This is a genomic window from Corynebacterium sp. P4-C1 (genome assembly GCF_030503595.1).
In the GTDB taxonomy this organism is placed as follows: Bacteria; Actinomycetota; Actinomycetes; order Mycobacteriales; family Mycobacteriaceae; genus Corynebacterium.
In genome coordinates this window covers 588,350-605,337 of sequence record NZ_CP129966.1, presented here as the reverse complement: position 1 = coordinate 605,337, position 16,988 = coordinate 588,350, and the positions used below count along the sequence as shown (strand labels likewise).

Below are 16,988 nucleotides of genomic sequence, written 5' to 3'. Positions count from 1 at the left end.
GCCATGACCAAAATCCTCGTTGTGGACGATGATGCGACGCTGCTGCGCACGCTGCGCATCAACCTGCGCGCCCGCGGCTACGAATCCGTGTGCGTGAGTTGCGGTGCCGACGCGCTCGACGAAATGTCCGCGGACCCGGCGCAGCTGATCATCCTCGACCTCGGCCTGCCCGACATCGACGGCACTGAGGTGCTGCGGCGCGTCCGAGAGACCTCGGGCGTTCCGATCATTGTCCTGTCTGCGCGCGACCAGCCGGAAGACATCGTCGAGGCGCTCGACGACGGTGCCAACGACTTCGTCACCAAACCCTTTGGCGTCGAGGAACTCATGGCGCGAGTGAGGGTGTCGCTGCGCGATAGCGGAGTCGTCTCCTCCATCGTCCCGTCGTTCGTCGCGGACGACCTCCTGCTTGATTTCGCCGAATCCCGCGCCACCAAAGGTGGTCGCGAGCTGCATTTCACGCCCACCGAATGGCGCATGCTCAGCACGCTCGCAAAGGCCGGCGGAGCGCTTGTGCGGCACGATGAATTGCTCGGCGCCATCTGGGGGCCGGGGTACGGCCGTGAACTGAATTACCTGCGTGTCTATGCCCACCAGATCCGGCGCAAGATCGAAGACGACGCGACCAGGCCCCGCCACCTGCTCACCGAGCCGGGCGTGGGCTACCGCCTGGTGCGCGGAAGCTAGGAAGCAGACGTGCCAGCGCCGGCCAGGTAGCGCCCAGTCACGGAGCCGGTCTCGCTGTGCTTATCTGCGACAGCCCTCGCAGTCCCGCACGCCACCACCTGCCCGCCGGCAGATCCTGCCCCGGGTCCGAGGTCGACGATGTAGTCGGCCCGTGCGACGACCGCGAGGTTATGCTCGACGACGATGACGCTGGTGCCGCCGTCGACAAGCCGATCGAAGAGCTCCACTAGGCGCGCCGAATCCGTCAAGTGGAGACCGTGCGTCGGCTCATCGAGCACATAGGCCGGGGCGGGCTTCTTAAGACTGGCGGCGAGCTTGAGGCGTTGGCGTTCGCCGCCCGACAGCGTGGTCAGCGGCTGACCCAGCGTGACGTAGCCGAGGCCCACGTCGACCAAGTGGCCGCAGATCTTCGCCGCCGCCGTCACCTTGTTCTCCTTCAGGAACGGCTGCGCTTGTGCCGCGGGCATGGCCAGGACCTCGGCGATATTCTTGCCGCCGAGGGTGTGCACCAGCACGGCGTCGTCGAAACGCCTGCCCTCGCACACTTCGCACGGAACGTCGACACCCTGCATGAGCCCGAGGTCCACATAGACCACGCCCGCGCCCTTGCAGTGCTGGCAGGCGCCGTCGGAGTTCGGGGAGAACATTGATGCGGGCTCGCCCGACACTTTGGCGAACGCCTTGCGGATCGGGTCGAGCGCGCCGGTGAACGTCGCCGGGTTGGAGCGCCGGGAGCCGGAGATGGGGGACTGGTCGACCCAGACGGCATCGTCGAGAAGCGCCGTTGCTTTCAGTGCGCTGAGCAACGAGGACTTGCCGGATCCCGCCACGCCAGTGACGGCGGTGAGGACGCCGGTGGGAATGTCGACGTCGATTCCGGCGAGGTTGTTCTCGTCCGCCCCACGGATCTTCAACCACCCCGACGGTTCACGCGGCTCGTCCTTGAGCTCCACACCGAGTGCGAGACTCTCACCGGTCCTGGTCCCAGCTCCGCGCAGCTTATCGACACCTCCCTCGAACACCACCTGGCCACCCTCCGCACCAGCGCCCGGCCCCATCTCGATGACATGGTCCGCAATCTCGATCGTCTGCGGGCGGTGCTCCACCACGAGCACCGTGTTGCCTTTGTCGCGCAGCGCGAGCAACAGGTCGTTGAGCCGATCGATATCGGCAGCGTGCAGGCCCGCGGTCGGTTCGTCGAACACGTAAGTCACGTCCGACAGCGCTGAACCCAAATGGCGGATCATCTTCACGCGCTGCGCTTCACCACCGGAGAGCGTCGAGCTCGGCCGGTCGAGCGCGATATAGCCGAGCCCGATCGCCACGAAATTCGCCAAAGCTTCGCGTATCTGCACCACCAGAGGCGCCACTTCCGGCGCATCCACCGTGCCAAACCACGCCGCCAGATCGCTGATCTCCATGTCGCAGAGGTCGGCGATATTCTTGCCATTGATCGTGGACTCCAACGCGTGCGGCGCCAAGCGGGTGCCGCCGCATGCCGGACACTCCACCTGCGTGACAGCCCTCTCGACGAACTCACGGGCCGCTTTCTGGAGGCCTTCTTTCTCCTTGCTCAAAAGCGACCCCTCGAGCTTGGGGATGAGGCCCTGGTAGGTGGTGTTGAACCCGAGGTACTGGACTTTCTCCTGCTCGCCGTAGAGAAGCGCATGGCGCTGCTCCGCCGTGAACCGACCGACTGGGACGTCCGTGGGGTATTTGCCGGATTCGGAGTAGGCGCGCAACTGCCAGGAACCGGGCTTGAAGCCGGGGGCGAGGATGGCGCCGTCGTCAAGCGAAAGCGCGTCGTCGACGACCTCCGCCTCGTCGAATTGCGCGGTGCGTCCCGTACCCGCGCACGACGGGCACATCCCGCCGGTGCGGGTGTAGTTCTTGCGCACCGTCTTCTTGCCCGTGGCATCCGTCAGCACGCCGCCACCGGACACGCTTGGCACATTGAATGAATACGCGCCCGGGCCACCCGCGTGTGGCTCCGCAATGCGCGAAAACAGCACGCGCAGCAGGGGAGTGACATCCGTGGCCGTGCCCACCGTGGAGCGGACGTTCGCGCCCAACGCGGACTGGTCCACCACGATCGCCGCGGTCACGCCCTCCAACCCCACCACATCGGGGCGCGCCATCGACGGCATGAACCCCTGCACGAACGTCGAGTACGTCTCGTTGATCAGACGCTGTGATTCCGCCGCGACCGTGTCGAAGACCAGCGACGACTTGCCCGAATCAGACACCCCGGCGAACACCGTCAAACGGCGTTTCGGAATAGAGACGGAGACATCGCGGAGATTGTTCTCTTTCGCGCCGGTGACGACAATCGCGTCGTGGGCGTCGTCGCGCCCTTGCTGCTTTTCACTCACAAGGGGAAGCGTAGACCCGCGCTGCCACGGATGCGCAGCGACGGGAGCCAGCGCATTACCGAGGTGATTATCGGCTGATGGGGGTTTCGGAAAACTCTTTGACCACTACCAACGCGGCCTAGTTCCAGACGTAGTTCCACGGCCTTTGGTGTTTAGTTCCAAATCGATCCTAACCTGTGCTCGAAAATAGCCCTCACGCAGCCGCGCGGAGCTAAGTGTCACGGGGTTCTTGCCATTCATCGCGACGCCTAGATCCCGCTAATTGGGCTGCAGGAGATCGGCGATGTCTTCTGCCGTTGGCTTGTCGCCTTTACCGTTGGGGCCCAAACCTCGAAGATTTGCCAAGGTCAGATAAATGTTCTGCCCACTGCCAACAAAGCAGCGTTCCCACAAACTACCCGGGGATAGCCCCTTCTGCTCAGCAAGGGTATCTGCAATTTTCATGACTGCTTGCCAATAGTTCTTCTCAACCGATGATCTGACTACGACGATCGTGCCATTTTCAGCGGCCGCCAACAGAATGGCAAGAATGTAATCGAGAATAGGCCGTTGTGATGGCCATAGGCGGGCGCGAAAATCGCTATAGAATTGAAGGTCTTCCGTCGTGTACTCCTCTTTGAGTGCGCCAATGAGACCCTCCACATCTTTGGACTTCTTCGTGGCATAAGGAAAGATGTCAACCTGAGCCAGCCCTTCAGAGCGGCCTTCAGTCTCTAGCGGAATGAACTCTATTAGTCGGCCTTGGGATTTGTTTCGGTTGGGGGCTTGAAAGTACGTCGTATGCCAATTGCCATTCCACTGCTTCATCGTCGGGCCGTGCAAATTCAGCGGAGGGTCGAAAGAGAAGTTAGGGACGGCACCATTTGTTAACTGCCATGGCACAAAAACGCCCTCTCCAGTAATAGCTCTCAGAAGGGCATCTTGCTCTTTAACCCACTGCTGCTTAGATTCGCTCCGGTCGAAAGACTTTACCTTTTTCATGATTTCTTCCGAGAGGTTCTCCGCCCCGAGCGCCCAGTCGGAGAATTTGTGGAAGCCGGGATTGAAGGTAACCACAAGAACTTTGGGGTTGTTCAGATCGCCCATGAAAGGTTGCGCCACGCTTGGGTATATGGCGTCGTCCTCTTTGCGATGTTTGCGGTCGCTGTAGGGAGCTTCCGGGTCGCCATTGAGATATTTCAGAAATTTGCGGAGCGTATTCCGGTACGTTTGTGGTCTGACATTACCAGGTAAAACGGGTAATTCCATTGCGTCAATGGCATCTTTGAGAACCTTAAGGTCGGTCTCTGAATCTGAAAGCCCAAGCTCATTCAGATGAAGAAACTCTCGGTCAGCTGGGTGGAGGAAAGTGAGCCAATTTTTCGGCTGAGGTTGGGCCGTAGGTTCTAATGGGTAGAACTCTTCAAAGGTGTAGTGACCGTTATTCCCTTTACCGTCGGCATCCGCTCTGGGCAAGTATGGTTGAGACGCTTCTCCGCCCGTGCTGTCATCGATAACATCACCGGGAACGCCGCTGCCTGGCACCTCATTTTTTGAATGAGCGTGGTCTGCAAACGGATCGTACAGGGTGCCTTTACCCCAAAATTCTGTGATGCGCCGAGCCATCTTTTCAACGGTGAAATCCTCGAGCTTGAGCTGCTCGACTTGGCTCTGATCCACCATGGCTACAAAACCTCCAGAGAGCCGTCAATGGATTATCACCATCAAAGATAACAGCTTGGCGTCCTGCAGCGCATCAACTCTCTAGCGGGAGCCAACCGGGAAGCCGTTCCGGCGTCATTCGGACATGCAAGGAGGCTGGGTCGCCGTCAGTGCGTTGAAAATGTTTGCGTTAAAGTCCTGGCACGCGGTAAACCCGTATCCGACTATGCGCGACATCCGATTGCTCCACGGGTGGACCTCGCATCATTCCGGGGTTCGCAAGCCACGTTCGTAACTGGGGCGTATGTCTTCCGAGCGTTCAATCCCGAGATTAATGGCAGCGCGGTTTCACGCGTCCACGTAGACTCCGCCAGCCGTCTCGCTCCAGCAAACTGCTCAAATTTCAAATTCAAAGGGGTACATTGTTTTCATTCCCGATTTTGGGAATGGTCTTTCCTCGGGTATTCCCCGCGTTGGCAGGTGGGGAATTTCCACAAAAGCCCAGGGCTCTATGAGCGTTTCGGGGGTGCTAGGGTATCTGCACCTGAAGTGTCCTGGGTTTAGTTCCGATCATTTCTAGAGAAGGATTGGAATCATGCCAAGGAAGTACAGTGACGAGTTCAAGGCCAAGGCAGTGCGTTTGGCTGAGGACCTCGTTGAGCTCGAAGGGTGTTCGAAATGGGGTGCAGCCGTAGAGATCGGTGAAAAGCTCGGCATTCCAGCGCACACGCTCAACGATTGGCTGAAGCCGAATATGGTCTCATCCGATGTTGAGATTGGCGCCGGCGAGTCAACGGCTGACGAACTGAAGCGGCTGCGGAAAGAGATTAAGGAGCTACGCAGGGCTAATGAGATCTTGAAAACCGCGTCAGCTTTTTTCGCGGCGGAACTCGACCGTCCCACCAGAAGATGATCGAATACATCGATGCGTATCGCGATCGCTTCGGGGTCGAGGCTATCTGTCGCACATTGAAAAAGACAGAATGTGGGTTCATCACCTCTCGCGGTTACCGAGCAGCGAAAACACGAGCACCGTCGGCGAGAAGTTTGTCAGATGCGCTGCTTATTCCTGAATTGGTGAGGGTCTACGAGGACAACTTCAGCGTCTACGGGATCCGCAAGATGTGGAAGGCCATGCAGCGCGCCGGCTGGAACATCGGTCGTGATCAGACCGCGCGTTTGATGAAGCAAGCTGGCATTTACGGCCGCAGGCGTGGCCGCACACCGATGACAACGCTTCGGGCCAACGTGCCAGATTGCCGCCCTGACCTGGTCAACCGTGATTTCACTGCCCCCGCACCGCACCGGTTGTGGGTCGCTGACATTACCTATGTACGCACCTTGTCTGGTTTTGCCTACACCGCGTTTATCACCGATGTGTACTCCAGAAAGATCGTCGGTGTCGCGACCCGGGCGAGCATGCGTACCGATGAACTGCCGCTGGAGGCCTTTGAGCACGCCCTGTATCACGCTGGTGATCTTCGCTCAGAAGGGCTTGTCCACCACAGTGACCGCGGCTCGCAGTATGTGTCGATCCGTTACGGTGAAGCGCTCGCCCAGGCCGGTATCGATCCGTCTGTCGGCACCGTTGGCGACTCCTATGACAACGCGTTGGCTGAAACGGTCAACGGGCTCTACAAAACAGAGCTGATTTATCCCCACCGGCCGTGGGCATCGGTCGGTGAAGTCGAGATTGCCACCCTTCGCTGGGTGCACTGGTGGAACAACCAGCGACTTCATCAATCCCTAGGATATATCACTCCACAGGAGATGGAGGACGCTTACTATCAACGATCAGGCGCTCAAACGTTGGGCGTTAAATAAGCGGAACGAAAACCAGGACGCTTCAACCCGTTTTGTGTGCGTGGGGAGTGAGCGCGCGGGGCGTTGATGACCGCATCACCGCCACCGCTCCCAGCCACAAGGTCCTCAAGACTTATTGGGTGAGACAAGGGATGGCAGGGAGTCTACGGCCAGCGCAACATCATTGAAAGCCGCAACGACAAACTCAAGAACGCCCGTGGCGTCGGCATTGGCGACTCGACCATGCGCCTCATGCGAGGCTGGGCCGGCCAGTTGATTGCGACCGCGATTTCGTGCGTGGCCGTGAATATTTTGCTTCTTGCGTCCGACTCAGCTTGGTTTGACGAGGACAGCACCGACAATGACCCGACACCGCGCGGCCGCAACGAACCTGACCGCAAAAGGAGCGACCGTGCGTTGGCCGGCACGTTCCCAAACGCGCCGCCAGTCGCCGCGTAATCCTGAGGCCGCACGCCCACTAGAAAAGATGTTCTGGAGGGCTGCGGTCTAGAAGCCGTGTTCGAACAATGAAAAACGCTCCGGAATTGACGAATCGCTGTCAGTTTTGGAACGTTTTGGCAATGGGGAGAGAAGAAAATGCCACGTTAAAGGACTCTTCGTCGCCAAGATAGGCGAAAATGGGGCTCCGGAAAAAGTTTTCCGAAACCCCTTGTTCTTTGGTGCCCCAGGTGAGACTCGAACTCACACTGGACGGGTTTTGAATCCGTTGCCTCTGCCAATTGGGCTACTGGGGCGTGCGGATCAACAATAGCGCAGGGGTTCTCGAACGAAGAAATGCCCTGCAGTTGAGCCACGTCAGCCGTAGGTAGAGTGGGACGGCGTGAGTACCGCTGATAGTTCTTCTGCACAGAAACGCCTCCTGCTCATCGACGGCCACTCGATGGCTTTCCGAGCTTTCTACGCCCTGCCGGCGGAGAATTTCTCCACCTCCGGCGGGCAGCACACGAATGCGGTGTACGGCTTTTTGTCGATGTTCTCCAACATTCTCGCCGAGGAGCAGCCGACGCACGTCGCCGTCGCCTTCGACATCGGGAGGCAGACGTTCCGCACCGAGCGGTTCCCGGAATACAAGGCGCAGCGCGCGGCGGCGCCGGAGGAATTCAAGGGCCAGGTGCCGCTCATCCAGGACGTGCTGGGGGATTTGAGCATCGTCACCCTGACCAAGGAGAACTACGAGGCCGACGACATCCTGGCCACGCTCACGACCCAGGCGCAGGACGACTACGAGGTGGTCATCGTCACCGGTGACCGCGATTACCTGCAGCTGGTCAACGATAAGGTCACGGTGCTGTACCCGACGCGCGGCGTGTCGACGTTGACGCGTTTCACTCCGGAAGAAGTGGAGAAGAAATACGGGCTCACCCCGGCGCAGTACCCGGACTTCGCGGCATTGCGCGGTGACCCGTCGGATAACCTGCCGAATATTCCGGGCGTGGGGGAGAAGACGGCCACCAAGTGGATCGTCCAGTACGGAGACTTGAACAGCCTCATCGAGCACGCCGAGGAGATCAAGGGCAAGGCCGGCATCGCCTTCCGCGAGCGCATCGAGCAAGTCCAGCTCAACCGCGAGCTCACCCAGATGGTGCGCGACCTCGAGCTGCCCGTCGGCCCGGACGAGCTCGAACTCAAGCCCGCGGACGTCACTGCGGTGGCGACGGCTTTCGACGACCTCGAGTTCGGCGTCAACCTGCGCGAGCGCGTCCTCGCCGCCGTGCCCACCGACGGCGCCGCGCCCGAGTCGCAGACAGAGGAACTCCCGGAGCTCACCGTCGACGATGAACCGCTCGACACCTGGCTCGCCGCGCGCGAAGACCAGGGCATGGCCGTCTTCATCCGGGGCGACGCCACGCCGGCGGGAGGGGACGCGTGGGCGGTGGGGATCGTCGATAAGCAACGTCACGGCATCTCGAAGAACATGGGCGACCTCGCGCCCGACGAGGACGCCGCACTCAAGGCCTGGCTCGAATCCGACGCGCCGAAATACCTCCACAGCGCGAAAGCCGCCTGGCACATGCTGCGCGGCCGCGGGATCACCCTGCACAGCATCGCCCATGACACCGCGATCGCCGCGTACCTTCTCCGTCCCGGCCAGCGCACATACGACCTCGCCGACGTCTACCAGCGGCACCTCCAACGCCAGCTTTCGACGTCCAGCGACCAGCTGAGCCTGCTTGACGACGACACCGCAGACCTCGACTCCGCCGCCGCCATCCTCGAACTCTCCGCGGCCCTGACCGAAGAACTGCGGGCGATCGACTCCTTCGAGCTCTACGCCGACCTCGAACTGCCGCTTTCTACCATCCTCGCGCAGATGGAGGAGACCGGAATCGCCGTCGACACAGACGTGCTCGAAGAGCAGCTCGCCGACATCTCGCAGAAGGTCGCCGACGCCGAGAACACCGCGCGCACGCTTGTCGACGAACCCGACCTCAACCTCTCGTCCCCCAAGCAGCTCTCCGTCGTCCTCTTCGACAAGCTCGAACTGCCCAAGACGAAGAAGACCAAGACCGGCTATTCCACCGCCGCCAAAGAAATCGAGTCGCTCGCGGCGAAGAACCCGCACCCGTTCCTCGACCAGCTGCTCGCGCATCGCGAATGGCAGAAGCTCAAGTCCACCATTGAAGGGCTGATCAAGACCGTTCACGACGACGGGCGCATCCACACCACCTTCAACCAGACCGTCGCCTCCACCGGCCGCCTAAGCTCCACCGACCCGAACCTGCAGAACATCCCGGTGCGCACCGAAGCCGGTCGCCGCATCCGCTCCGCATTCACCGTGGGCGACGGCTACGAATGCCTGCTGACCGCCGACTACTCCCAAATCGAGATGCGCGTCATGGCGCACCTGTCCGAAGACCCCGGCCTCATCGAGGCGTACAAAGAAGGAGAGGACCTGCACAACTTCGTCGGCTCCCGCGTCTTTGACGTGCCCATAGACGAAGTCACCCCCGAACTCCGCCGCCGCGTCAAAGCGATGAGCTACGGGCTCGTCTACGGCCTGAGCGCCTTCGGCCTGTCCAACCAGCTGGGCATCTCCGCCGGCGAGGCCAAAAAGATCATGGAGGCGTATTTCGAGCGCTTCGGTGGAGTCAAGCGCTACCTCGACGACGTTGTCGAGCAGGCCCGCCGCGACGGGTACACCTCCACTGTCTTCGGGCGCCGCCGCTACCTGCCGGAGCTCACCTCCGACAACCGCGTCGCCCGCGAGAACGCCGAACGCGCCGCCCTCAACGCGCCGATTCAGGGCACCGCCGCCGACATCATCAAGGTCGCCATGATCCGCGTCGACGCCGCGCTTACCGACGACTCCGCTCAGCTCGCATCCCGTGTCCTGCTCCAGGTCCACGACGAACTCGTCGTCGAAGTCGCCCCCGGCGAACTTGAGCGTGTCCGGGCCATCGTCGAGGAAGAAATGGACCGCGCCATCAGCTTGCGCGTGCCCCTCGAAGTCTCCGCCGGAACCGGCGCGAACTGGGACGAAGCAGCACATTAGCCCGGGCAGGGTAGACCCCGCCCGGGCTAATCGGGAGCAAAGAGTTGTAAGGCTCTGGAAGGCTCTAGATCCTCGTCGATCCGGAACCGGTCGACTTGGACGACCTGGACGAGTCACCGTCGTCGGTGCTGTTTTCGTCGCTGTCGTCGCTGTCGTCGCCGTCTTCGTCCTCGAGCTCGTTTTCGAGCGCTTCGCGGAACTCGTCGTCGTCAAGCATGGACTCCTGGGCGAGCTCGTCGAGCGACATGTCGGCGTACTCGCTGTCCGGATCCAAGTTCTCCTCGTCGGAGATGAGATCCACAGCCGCTGTGCGCACCTCGGTCTCCTTGTTCAGGCGGTCGCGGTAACGGAAGTACTGGTAGACCAACACCGCGATCACGAACAGGCCCAGGTAGCCCAGGATCGGGTACAGGTTGGCCACCAGCTTCTTGAAACCGATGAAGGACAAAATGAACCCGACGACGCAGGCGGCGACATATGCCTTGTAGAAATTCGCCGGGTTATTGCGGGTCAAGCGCTTCGCCAGCGCGTAGATCATGCCCAGGCAGGTGTTGAACACCATGAGGAAGATCACCCACGTCATGATCTGGCCGAGCACCGGATTGATGTTGAACAGCACGGTCAGCAACGGCAGATCATCTCCGTTCACCGCCTTCGCCTCAATGAACAGCGTCACGACGAGCAGCGCAAGCATCAGCGCGTACAAACCGCCCGCGATCAGGCCGCCGACGCGGGCCGCCTTGTTGTCGAAGTGGTCGCCGCCGATGACGATCGCCATCGACACCGTGCACAACGCGTTCAAACCCGTGTGGTTAAGGGCGCCAAGCCACCACGTCGGAGCTCCTGTGGCGCCGTCGACATTCGCCTGCGTCCAGTCGCTCTGCGCCGCGAAATCGATGCTCGCGTGGGTGAACGTCCAGATCGACGCGATCAGCACGAACGTGATCAGCAACGGCGTGACCAGTCCGAGTACGACCGAGATCTTGTTCACATCGAGACGGCCCACAAGCAGCATGATGATCAGCATCGCCACGCCGCCGACGAACTTCGGCCAACCGTACGCCTGCTCAAGATTCGAGCCGGCGCCCGCGAACATCACGAAGCCGACGCTGAACATGCAGGCAATCGCCGACCAGTCCATGATCTTGGAGGAGAGCCCGTCTGAGACCTCACCGAACACACGCGTGTGCTCGTTAGCCTGGAAATAAGAACCGAAAACCAGGAATGCCACGGCGGCAAACGCCATGACCACGCTGGCGAGGACAATGCCCCACATTCCCATCTGACCGTAGGACACGAAGTACTGGAAAGCCTCCATGCCCGACGCGAAACCGGCGCCGACAACGACACCGATGAACGCGAAACCGATTCCGATTGCGCGTTTCAACATAAAAACACCACCTATGCGCCTCTGCGACGCTATCAAATACTGATGACTGCATAAGCGTAATGCCATTTGTAACGGTTTGCTGAATGCACGCCACAAGAAAGGGCCGAAACCGTACGCGCCAAAGTTTGCCCGAGCTGGGAAAATGAACTAATCTCGCAAAGGCGTATCTAAGCTGTCCGAGCGGTCCCGGTCGTAATAGGAGGGCCGCCCGCACCGGAAGCGAGATCGAAATCCCAGCCCTAACACGGATTATCGTGTTCTGGTCATGCTTTTTCGAGAGATGCGCTCATGCCCATTTGCTATCTCCTATCCATTTCGGAGCAACATAACCTATGCCCACTTCTACAACCCCGCAGGTTGCCATCAACGACATTGGCAACGCTGAGGATTTTCTCGCCGCAGTTGACGCCACCATCAAGTACTTCAACGATGGGGATATCGTCACCGGCACCGTCGTCAAGGTCGACCACGACGAGGTCCTCCTCGACATCGGCTACAAGACCGAAGGCGTCATCCCGACCCGCGAGCTTTCCATCAAGCACGACGTCGACCCGGACGAGGTCGTCGAAATCGGCGATGAGATCGACGCACTTGTCCTGACCAAGGAGGACAAGGAAGGTCGTCTGCTTCTGTCCAAGAAGCGTGCGCAGTACGAGCGTGCCTGGGGCACCATCGAAGAGCTGCAGAAGAACGACCAGCCGGTCACCGGTACCGTCATCGAGGTCGTCAAGGGTGGTCTCATCCTCGACATCGGCCTCCGCGGCTTCCTGCCGGCATCCCTCGTCGAGATGCGCCGCGTCCGCGACCTGGACCCGTACATCGGCCAGGAGCTCGAGGCGAAGATCATCGAGCTGGACAAGCACCGCAACAACGTCGTGCTGTCCCGCCGCGCATACCTCGAAGAGACCCAGTCCGCAGTCCGCTCCGACTTCCTCCACCAGCTGGAGAAGGGGCAGGTCCGCAAGGGTGTCGTTTCCTCCATCGTCAACTTCGGCGCATTCGTCGACCTTGGCGGCGTTGACGGCCTGGTCCACGTGTCCGAGCTGTCCTGGAAGCACATCGACCACCCGTCCGAGGTTGTCACCGTCGGCGACGAGGTCACCGTCGAGGTTCTCGACGTCGATCTCGACCGCGAGCGCGTTTCCCTGTCGCTGAAGGCGACCCAGGAGGATCCGTGGCGCGTCTTTGCCCGCACCCACGCTGTGGGCCAGATCGTTCCGGGCAAGGTCACCAAGCTCGTCCCGTTCGGCGCGTTCGTCCGCGTCGAGGAGGGCATCGAGGGCCTTGTCCACATCTCCGAGCTGGCTCAGCGCCACGTCGAGGTGCCGGACCAGGTCGTCAACGTCGGCGAGGAGGTCATGGTCAAGGTCATCGACATCGACCTCGACCGTCGCCGCATCTCCCTGTCCCTCAAGCAGGCCGACCAGGACTACTCCGAGGAGTTCGATCCGTCCCGCTACGGCATGGCCGACTCCTACGATGAGCAGGGCAACTACATCTTCCCGGAGGGCTTCGACCCGGAGACCAACGAGTGGATGGAAGGTTACGACGAGGCTCGCCAGGAGTGGGAGGCCCGCTACGCCGAGGCTGCCCGCCTGCACGAGGCACACACCGCTCAGATCGAGCGTCACCGCGCTGCCGCCGCAGAGGCAGAGGCAGCCGGCGAGGGCGAGACCAACTACAGCTCCACCTCCGGCGAGGCTGCAGCTCCGGCAGCTCCGTCCGCTGGTGAGGCTGAGCAGGGTGGCTCCCTCGCCTCCGACGAGCAGCTCGCGGCTCTGCGCGAGAAGCTCGCAGGCAACTAAGCCAGTTCGCTGAAGGCCCGTACCGCAAGGTGCGGGCTTTTTGCTTGCTTATCGACGTCTCGTGCTCTCTCTTTTCCCGCCCGTTGAGACTTTGTGGGCGCTGCGGTTTTTCCGTGTCAGCGGGGATTCTGGGCAGCGTGTTGGTGTTGGCCTTGTGGATAAGTTGTGTTTGTCCACAGGTTTGAGCCGGTGGGGTGTCGGGGATGCTTTTGTGGGTTTAGCGTTTGGGGCATGAACGATTTCGACGCATTCATCACGACGTTGGCTGACCCTTTGACCATTTTGGCGGGTTTTGACCGTCAGGCAGCGACGCGTGCCGGAATCAAGCCCGCTACCGTCACCGAGTGGAATACCCTCCACCGGATTTATTTCGGGCCTACCCGGTTCAGGAAGAAGCAACGCCAAGCTGTGGCGATCGCCCGGGATACGAAGAAGACTTTCGACCAGCTGGCACTGATCGAGCACCGGACGGCGAAGATCTCTGACCCGGCTGAGAAGTGGGCGCTTCGTGTGGCCCTGTTGTCGGTGCGGGGTAACTACGAGACGTTGAAGCGTCAGGCACGCCAGATTGTTCCGGATCGTGACGATCGGCCTGCCCCTGCTGCCACGGTCCGGTTTACCGGGTCACGCAAGAATATGCGCACCTGCACTATCACAGGTGATGAGCACACTATGGCGGCTCTTGAGTACGCGCTGCGCCGTGGTGTTGCACCGGATCGTGCGGCGGGCCCGCAGATGTATGAGGCATTCGTCGATGTGATCGCTGCCGACGGTGACGGCAACAGCAGCAGTGGTGGTGTGGGGGTGTCTGTGGCGCGGCCGATGGTGCTGATTGCTTTGCCTGACTACACCAAGATCCTCGCTGGTGAGGGTGATGACGTTGTGTTGGGGTTGAGCAATGGCACCACGATGACAGGGGCGCAGTATCTCAACGAGGTCCACGGTGCGCAACTTGGTGTCGGTTTGTTCGCCCCGGAGGCTGGTGCGGTCAACCTGTACCGGGAGCAGCGTTTGGCTAATGCCAAGCAGAGGGATTTGGCCCGCTTGATGCTTACGACGTGTCCGGTGCCGGGGTGCCGGCATGCGGCGGATAATTGCGAGGTTCACCACGTCACTGCGTGGTCGCAGGGTGGGGAGACGAATATGGCGAATTTGAGTGTTTTGTGCCGGTATCACAACCGCACCAACGATGATGACCCGAAGCACAGGCACCGGGGGCGAATAGTGATCAGGGCGGCGACCCCGACGTGGGTGTCCCCGGGCGGGGTAGCAGTGAAAAACGACCGGCACCCCTACGGGGCAATGCACCAACTCTTCGGGGCATAAGCAACATCCCGGCGCTGCCCGGCTGAGGACACGAACCCGACTGATGGGACGTGACCGACTACTGGCGCATGCCTGAATGCTGGCACATAGCCACCTACTCGTCGGCTGATACGGCGATCCCGCACAAACACCCCGCGGGACCGCCCACTGCAGCACGCCCGAAAACATAAGGCCGAAGTGCGGGGCCGTTTAGGAATCCTTGTTCTTGTAGCGTTCGGCGAGGCGCTCGATGAGTTCATCGGTGAGCGCGGCATCCGAAAGAATGATGTCGAGCATGTCGGCGTGCATCGCTTCGGTTTCGGCTGGGTCGGGTTCGACGGTGGTGTGGGCATCATCGTCGTAGGAGTCGCCGGCCAAGTCGACACCGATGCCTTCTAAGAGGTTTTCTTCCTGGGCCTGCTTTTCCGCCTCGGCCGCGGCGAGCATTTCAGAATCGATGGCGGGGAACTGGTTGGTGAACTCCGTGAGAAACTCGTCGGCCTCGCTGAACGCCTCGGCCGGCTGTTTTCCCCTGCGGATCTCCTTCTCAATGCGGCGCTGGAGCGCTTTCTCCATCTGGCGGTGCCGCCAGGTGCGCACGCTCTTGGGTTCCAAACCTCGGGCAACCGCCCGGGAGCGGTCTTCGGCTTTTCGCGCGAGGGACACTACTTGTGTGGCTGTCGCGTTGACGGTGGCATTCACGGGCGCGAAGTCCGGGTCCTGGCTGACACGCCAGTTGCCGTAGTAGCCGAATAGGAACATCGCGTAACTGGTGATGGGCCCCAGCACCATGGATAGGGCGAGAAGTCCGGTTGCGTTACCTACGAGCACGATTACTGCGCACGCCACCGCCGGAAGCACGGTGGGCTGGTTGCCGCCGAACACGGCGGGTTCACGGCCGGTGACAACGTCGCGGATCATGCTCCCGCCAGTAGCGGTGAACACGCCCATCATGATCGTAGGAAGAACGGGCAACCCGTACTGGATGGCCTTGGACGCACCGGTAGCGGCCCACAGCGCGGAAACGAGGGCGTCGCCGTGGGACTGTAGGAACTCCCACGCGCGGCCCTTGAAGTAGGTGAACCGGGCGATCAGGGCGCCGGTGAAAGCGAGAATCAGGTATTCGGGTTGGCGCATTGCGGCGACGGTGCCCTGGTTGATGAGGACATCGCGGAGCATGCCTCCACCGAGCGCCGAAAGCATGGCGATGAAGAAGAATCCCACGATGTCGTAGCCGCGCTGGCGCGCCAAGGTGCCGCCGATGACGCCCATCAGCAAGACTCCGGATACGTCCATCCATTGGTAGATGGAGCTGATGAGCGGGTCGACCTGGTCCACTGACATAAATGGCAATTGTAAAGGTGGCCTAATGGGAAGGCATGTCGGGGCGAATGAATGGCCCGCCCGACCACGCCGAGGCGCCGGGGCGGCACAGCGGGAGGTGATCTACGCGACGTATTTCTTGGTCTCAGCGAGCCAGTTCTCCAGTTCGCCAGCATCTTCCCACAGGTCGTACAGCTCGGACGTGCCGGGGAGGAGGGCTTGGTTGGCGCGGCGGCGGATCCAGCGCCGGTCGTCCAACGAAAAGGGGAAGTCGAGGGCCGCTTTCTGGGAGGGGCAGGGCACGTGGCCGTTGAGTACGGCGGCCAAGGCGATCACGGATTCGGCATCGTCGGTGCCAAGGGGGCCGCGGCCGCAGTCGAAGCGGAACTGGTCCATGCGGAAGGAGCCGTCGGCAAGCGCTGCGACGGCGTCCACTGCCGGGTCGTTGTCGAACGGCCCGATGTCCCACGTTCCCATGCCGGATCACGTTAGGACTCCCAGGTGAATGGGACGTAGCGTGGCCCTGAACGTTATCCGACAAATGGGCGAAACTTCAGGCGCGCAGCCGCTCGACTAAGGCGTCGACCTGTGGTTTCAAGGCGGATAGGTCGCCGTTGTTGTCGATGATGACATCGGCGGCGGCGTTGCGCTCCGCAGCGTCGATCTGCTGGGCAATGCGGGCGCGGGCATCAGCTTCATCGAGGCCGCGGGAGGAGGTGAGGCGCCGGACGCGTTCCTCGGCGTCGACATCCACGACGATGGTGAGGTCCATGTCGCGGTTCATTCCGAGCTCGACGAGCAGCGGCATGTCGTAGACCACGGCCGGCTCGCCGGCGGCTTCGGCGGCCGCGAACCGGCGCTCGGACTCCGCGCGGATCGCAGGGTGGGTGATCGAGTTCAGCTTTTCAGTCGCTCGCTTATCGACGAACGCCCTCCGCGCCAACTCGCCCCTGTCCAGCGACCCGTCTGCCCGGATAAGATCGTCGCCGAATGCGGCTGCGACGTCGTCGAGCACGGGGGAACCCGGCTCCATGATCTCCCGGGCGATCTTGTCGGCGTCGACGATTGCGAACCCGGCGTCGGCGAGCAGCTTGGCGACGGTCGACTTACCGCTCCCGATTCCCCCTGTCAGACCGATTTTCTTCATC

General features: G+C 61.4%; 12 protein-coding genes and 1 tRNA gene. 6 read left to right on the top strand and 7 right to left on the bottom strand.

Going from position 1 to position 16,988, the window contains the following annotated elements:
- The first annotated feature begins 3 nt into the window (after positions 1-3).
- Positions 4-687, top strand: coding sequence for a response regulator (locus QYR03_RS02850; protein WP_259851072.1), 684 nt, complete (start codon positions 4-6; stop codon positions 685-687).
- Here QYR03_RS02850 and QYR03_RS02845 read toward each other — a convergent pair.
- Together QYR03_RS02845 and QYR03_RS02840 are read right to left on the bottom strand one after the other, a co-directional pair.
- Entirely contained in the window at positions 684-3,059 is a 2,376-nt protein-coding gene (locus QYR03_RS02845) for an excinuclease ABC subunit UvrA (RefSeq protein ID WP_301712759.1), read from the bottom strand. The two genes, QYR03_RS02850 and QYR03_RS02845, sit on opposite strands and share 4 nt — an antisense overlap.
- A 258-nt stretch (positions 3,060-3,317) precedes the next feature.
- Entirely contained in the window at positions 3,318-4,721 is a 1,404-nt protein-coding gene (locus tag QYR03_RS02840) for a hypothetical protein (protein ID WP_301712758.1), read from the bottom strand.
- 574 nt (positions 4,722-5,295) lie between these two features.
- Between QYR03_RS02840 and QYR03_RS02835 the strand changes: the two genes are divergently transcribed.
- Together QYR03_RS02835 and QYR03_RS02830 are read left to right on the top strand one after the other, a co-directional pair.
- A protein-coding gene (locus QYR03_RS02835) for an IS3 family transposase (RefSeq protein ID WP_301978559.1) occupies positions 5,296-6,524 on the top strand; the annotation gives its coding sequence in 2 pieces (ribosomal slippage) (positions 5,296-5,569 and positions 5,569-6,524; 1,230 coding nt in all).
- A gap of 231 nt (positions 6,525-6,755) precedes the next feature.
- On the top strand, positions 6,756-6,962 hold the full coding sequence (locus QYR03_RS02830) for a hypothetical protein (RefSeq protein ID WP_301978806.1): 207 nt from the start codon (positions 6,756-6,758) through the stop codon (positions 6,960-6,962).
- 219 nt (positions 6,963-7,181) lie between these two features.
- On the opposite strand, the gene QYR03_RS02825 is transcribed toward QYR03_RS02830, so the two are convergent.
- Positions 7,182-7,258, bottom strand: a tRNA-Leu gene (locus tag QYR03_RS02825).
- Between the two features lie 146 nt (positions 7,259-7,404).
- Here QYR03_RS02825 and polA point away from each other — a divergent pair.
- Complete coding sequence (polA, locus tag QYR03_RS02820) at positions 7,405-10,017, top strand: DNA polymerase I (protein ID WP_301978983.1); 2,613 nt, start codon at positions 7,405-7,407, stop codon at positions 10,015-10,017.
- Between the two features lie 64 nt (positions 10,018-10,081).
- Here polA and QYR03_RS02815 read toward each other — a convergent pair whose 3' ends face one another.
- Positions 10,082-11,407, bottom strand: a complete 1,326-nt coding sequence (locus QYR03_RS02815) for a hypothetical protein (RefSeq protein WP_301712914.1) — start codon at positions 11,405-11,407, stop codon at positions 10,082-10,084.
- 332 nt (positions 11,408-11,739) lie between these two features.
- Between QYR03_RS02815 and rpsA the strand changes: the two genes are divergently transcribed.
- On the top strand, positions 11,740-13,212 hold the full coding sequence (rpsA, locus tag QYR03_RS02810; RefSeq protein ID WP_301712915.1) for a 30S ribosomal protein S1: 1,473 nt from the start codon (positions 11,740-11,742) through the stop codon (positions 13,210-13,212).
- A 231-nt stretch (positions 13,213-13,443) separates the two neighbouring features.
- On the top strand, positions 13,444-14,538 hold the full coding sequence (locus tag QYR03_RS02805) for an HNH endonuclease signature motif containing protein (protein ID WP_301712916.1): 1,095 nt from the start codon (positions 13,444-13,446) through the stop codon (positions 14,536-14,538).
- Between the two features lie 189 nt (positions 14,539-14,727).
- Here the strand turns inward: QYR03_RS02805 and QYR03_RS02800 are convergent, their stop codons facing one another.
- From QYR03_RS02800 to coaE, 3 genes are all read right to left on the bottom strand, one after another.
- Positions 14,728-15,861, bottom strand: a complete 1,134-nt coding sequence (locus tag QYR03_RS02800) for a trimeric intracellular cation channel family protein (RefSeq protein ID WP_301712917.1) — start codon at positions 15,859-15,861, stop codon at positions 14,728-14,730.
- 102 nt (positions 15,862-15,963) lie between these two features.
- Positions 15,964-16,317, bottom strand: a complete 354-nt coding sequence (locus tag QYR03_RS02795; RefSeq protein ID WP_259851401.1) for a DUF4259 domain-containing protein — start codon at positions 16,315-16,317, stop codon at positions 15,964-15,966.
- 76 nt (positions 16,318-16,393) lie between these two features.
- Complete coding sequence (gene coaE / locus QYR03_RS02790) at positions 16,394-16,987, bottom strand: dephospho-CoA kinase (RefSeq protein ID WP_301712918.1); 594 nt, start codon at positions 16,985-16,987, stop codon at positions 16,394-16,396.
- Between the last annotated feature and the right edge of the window lies 1 nt (position 16,988).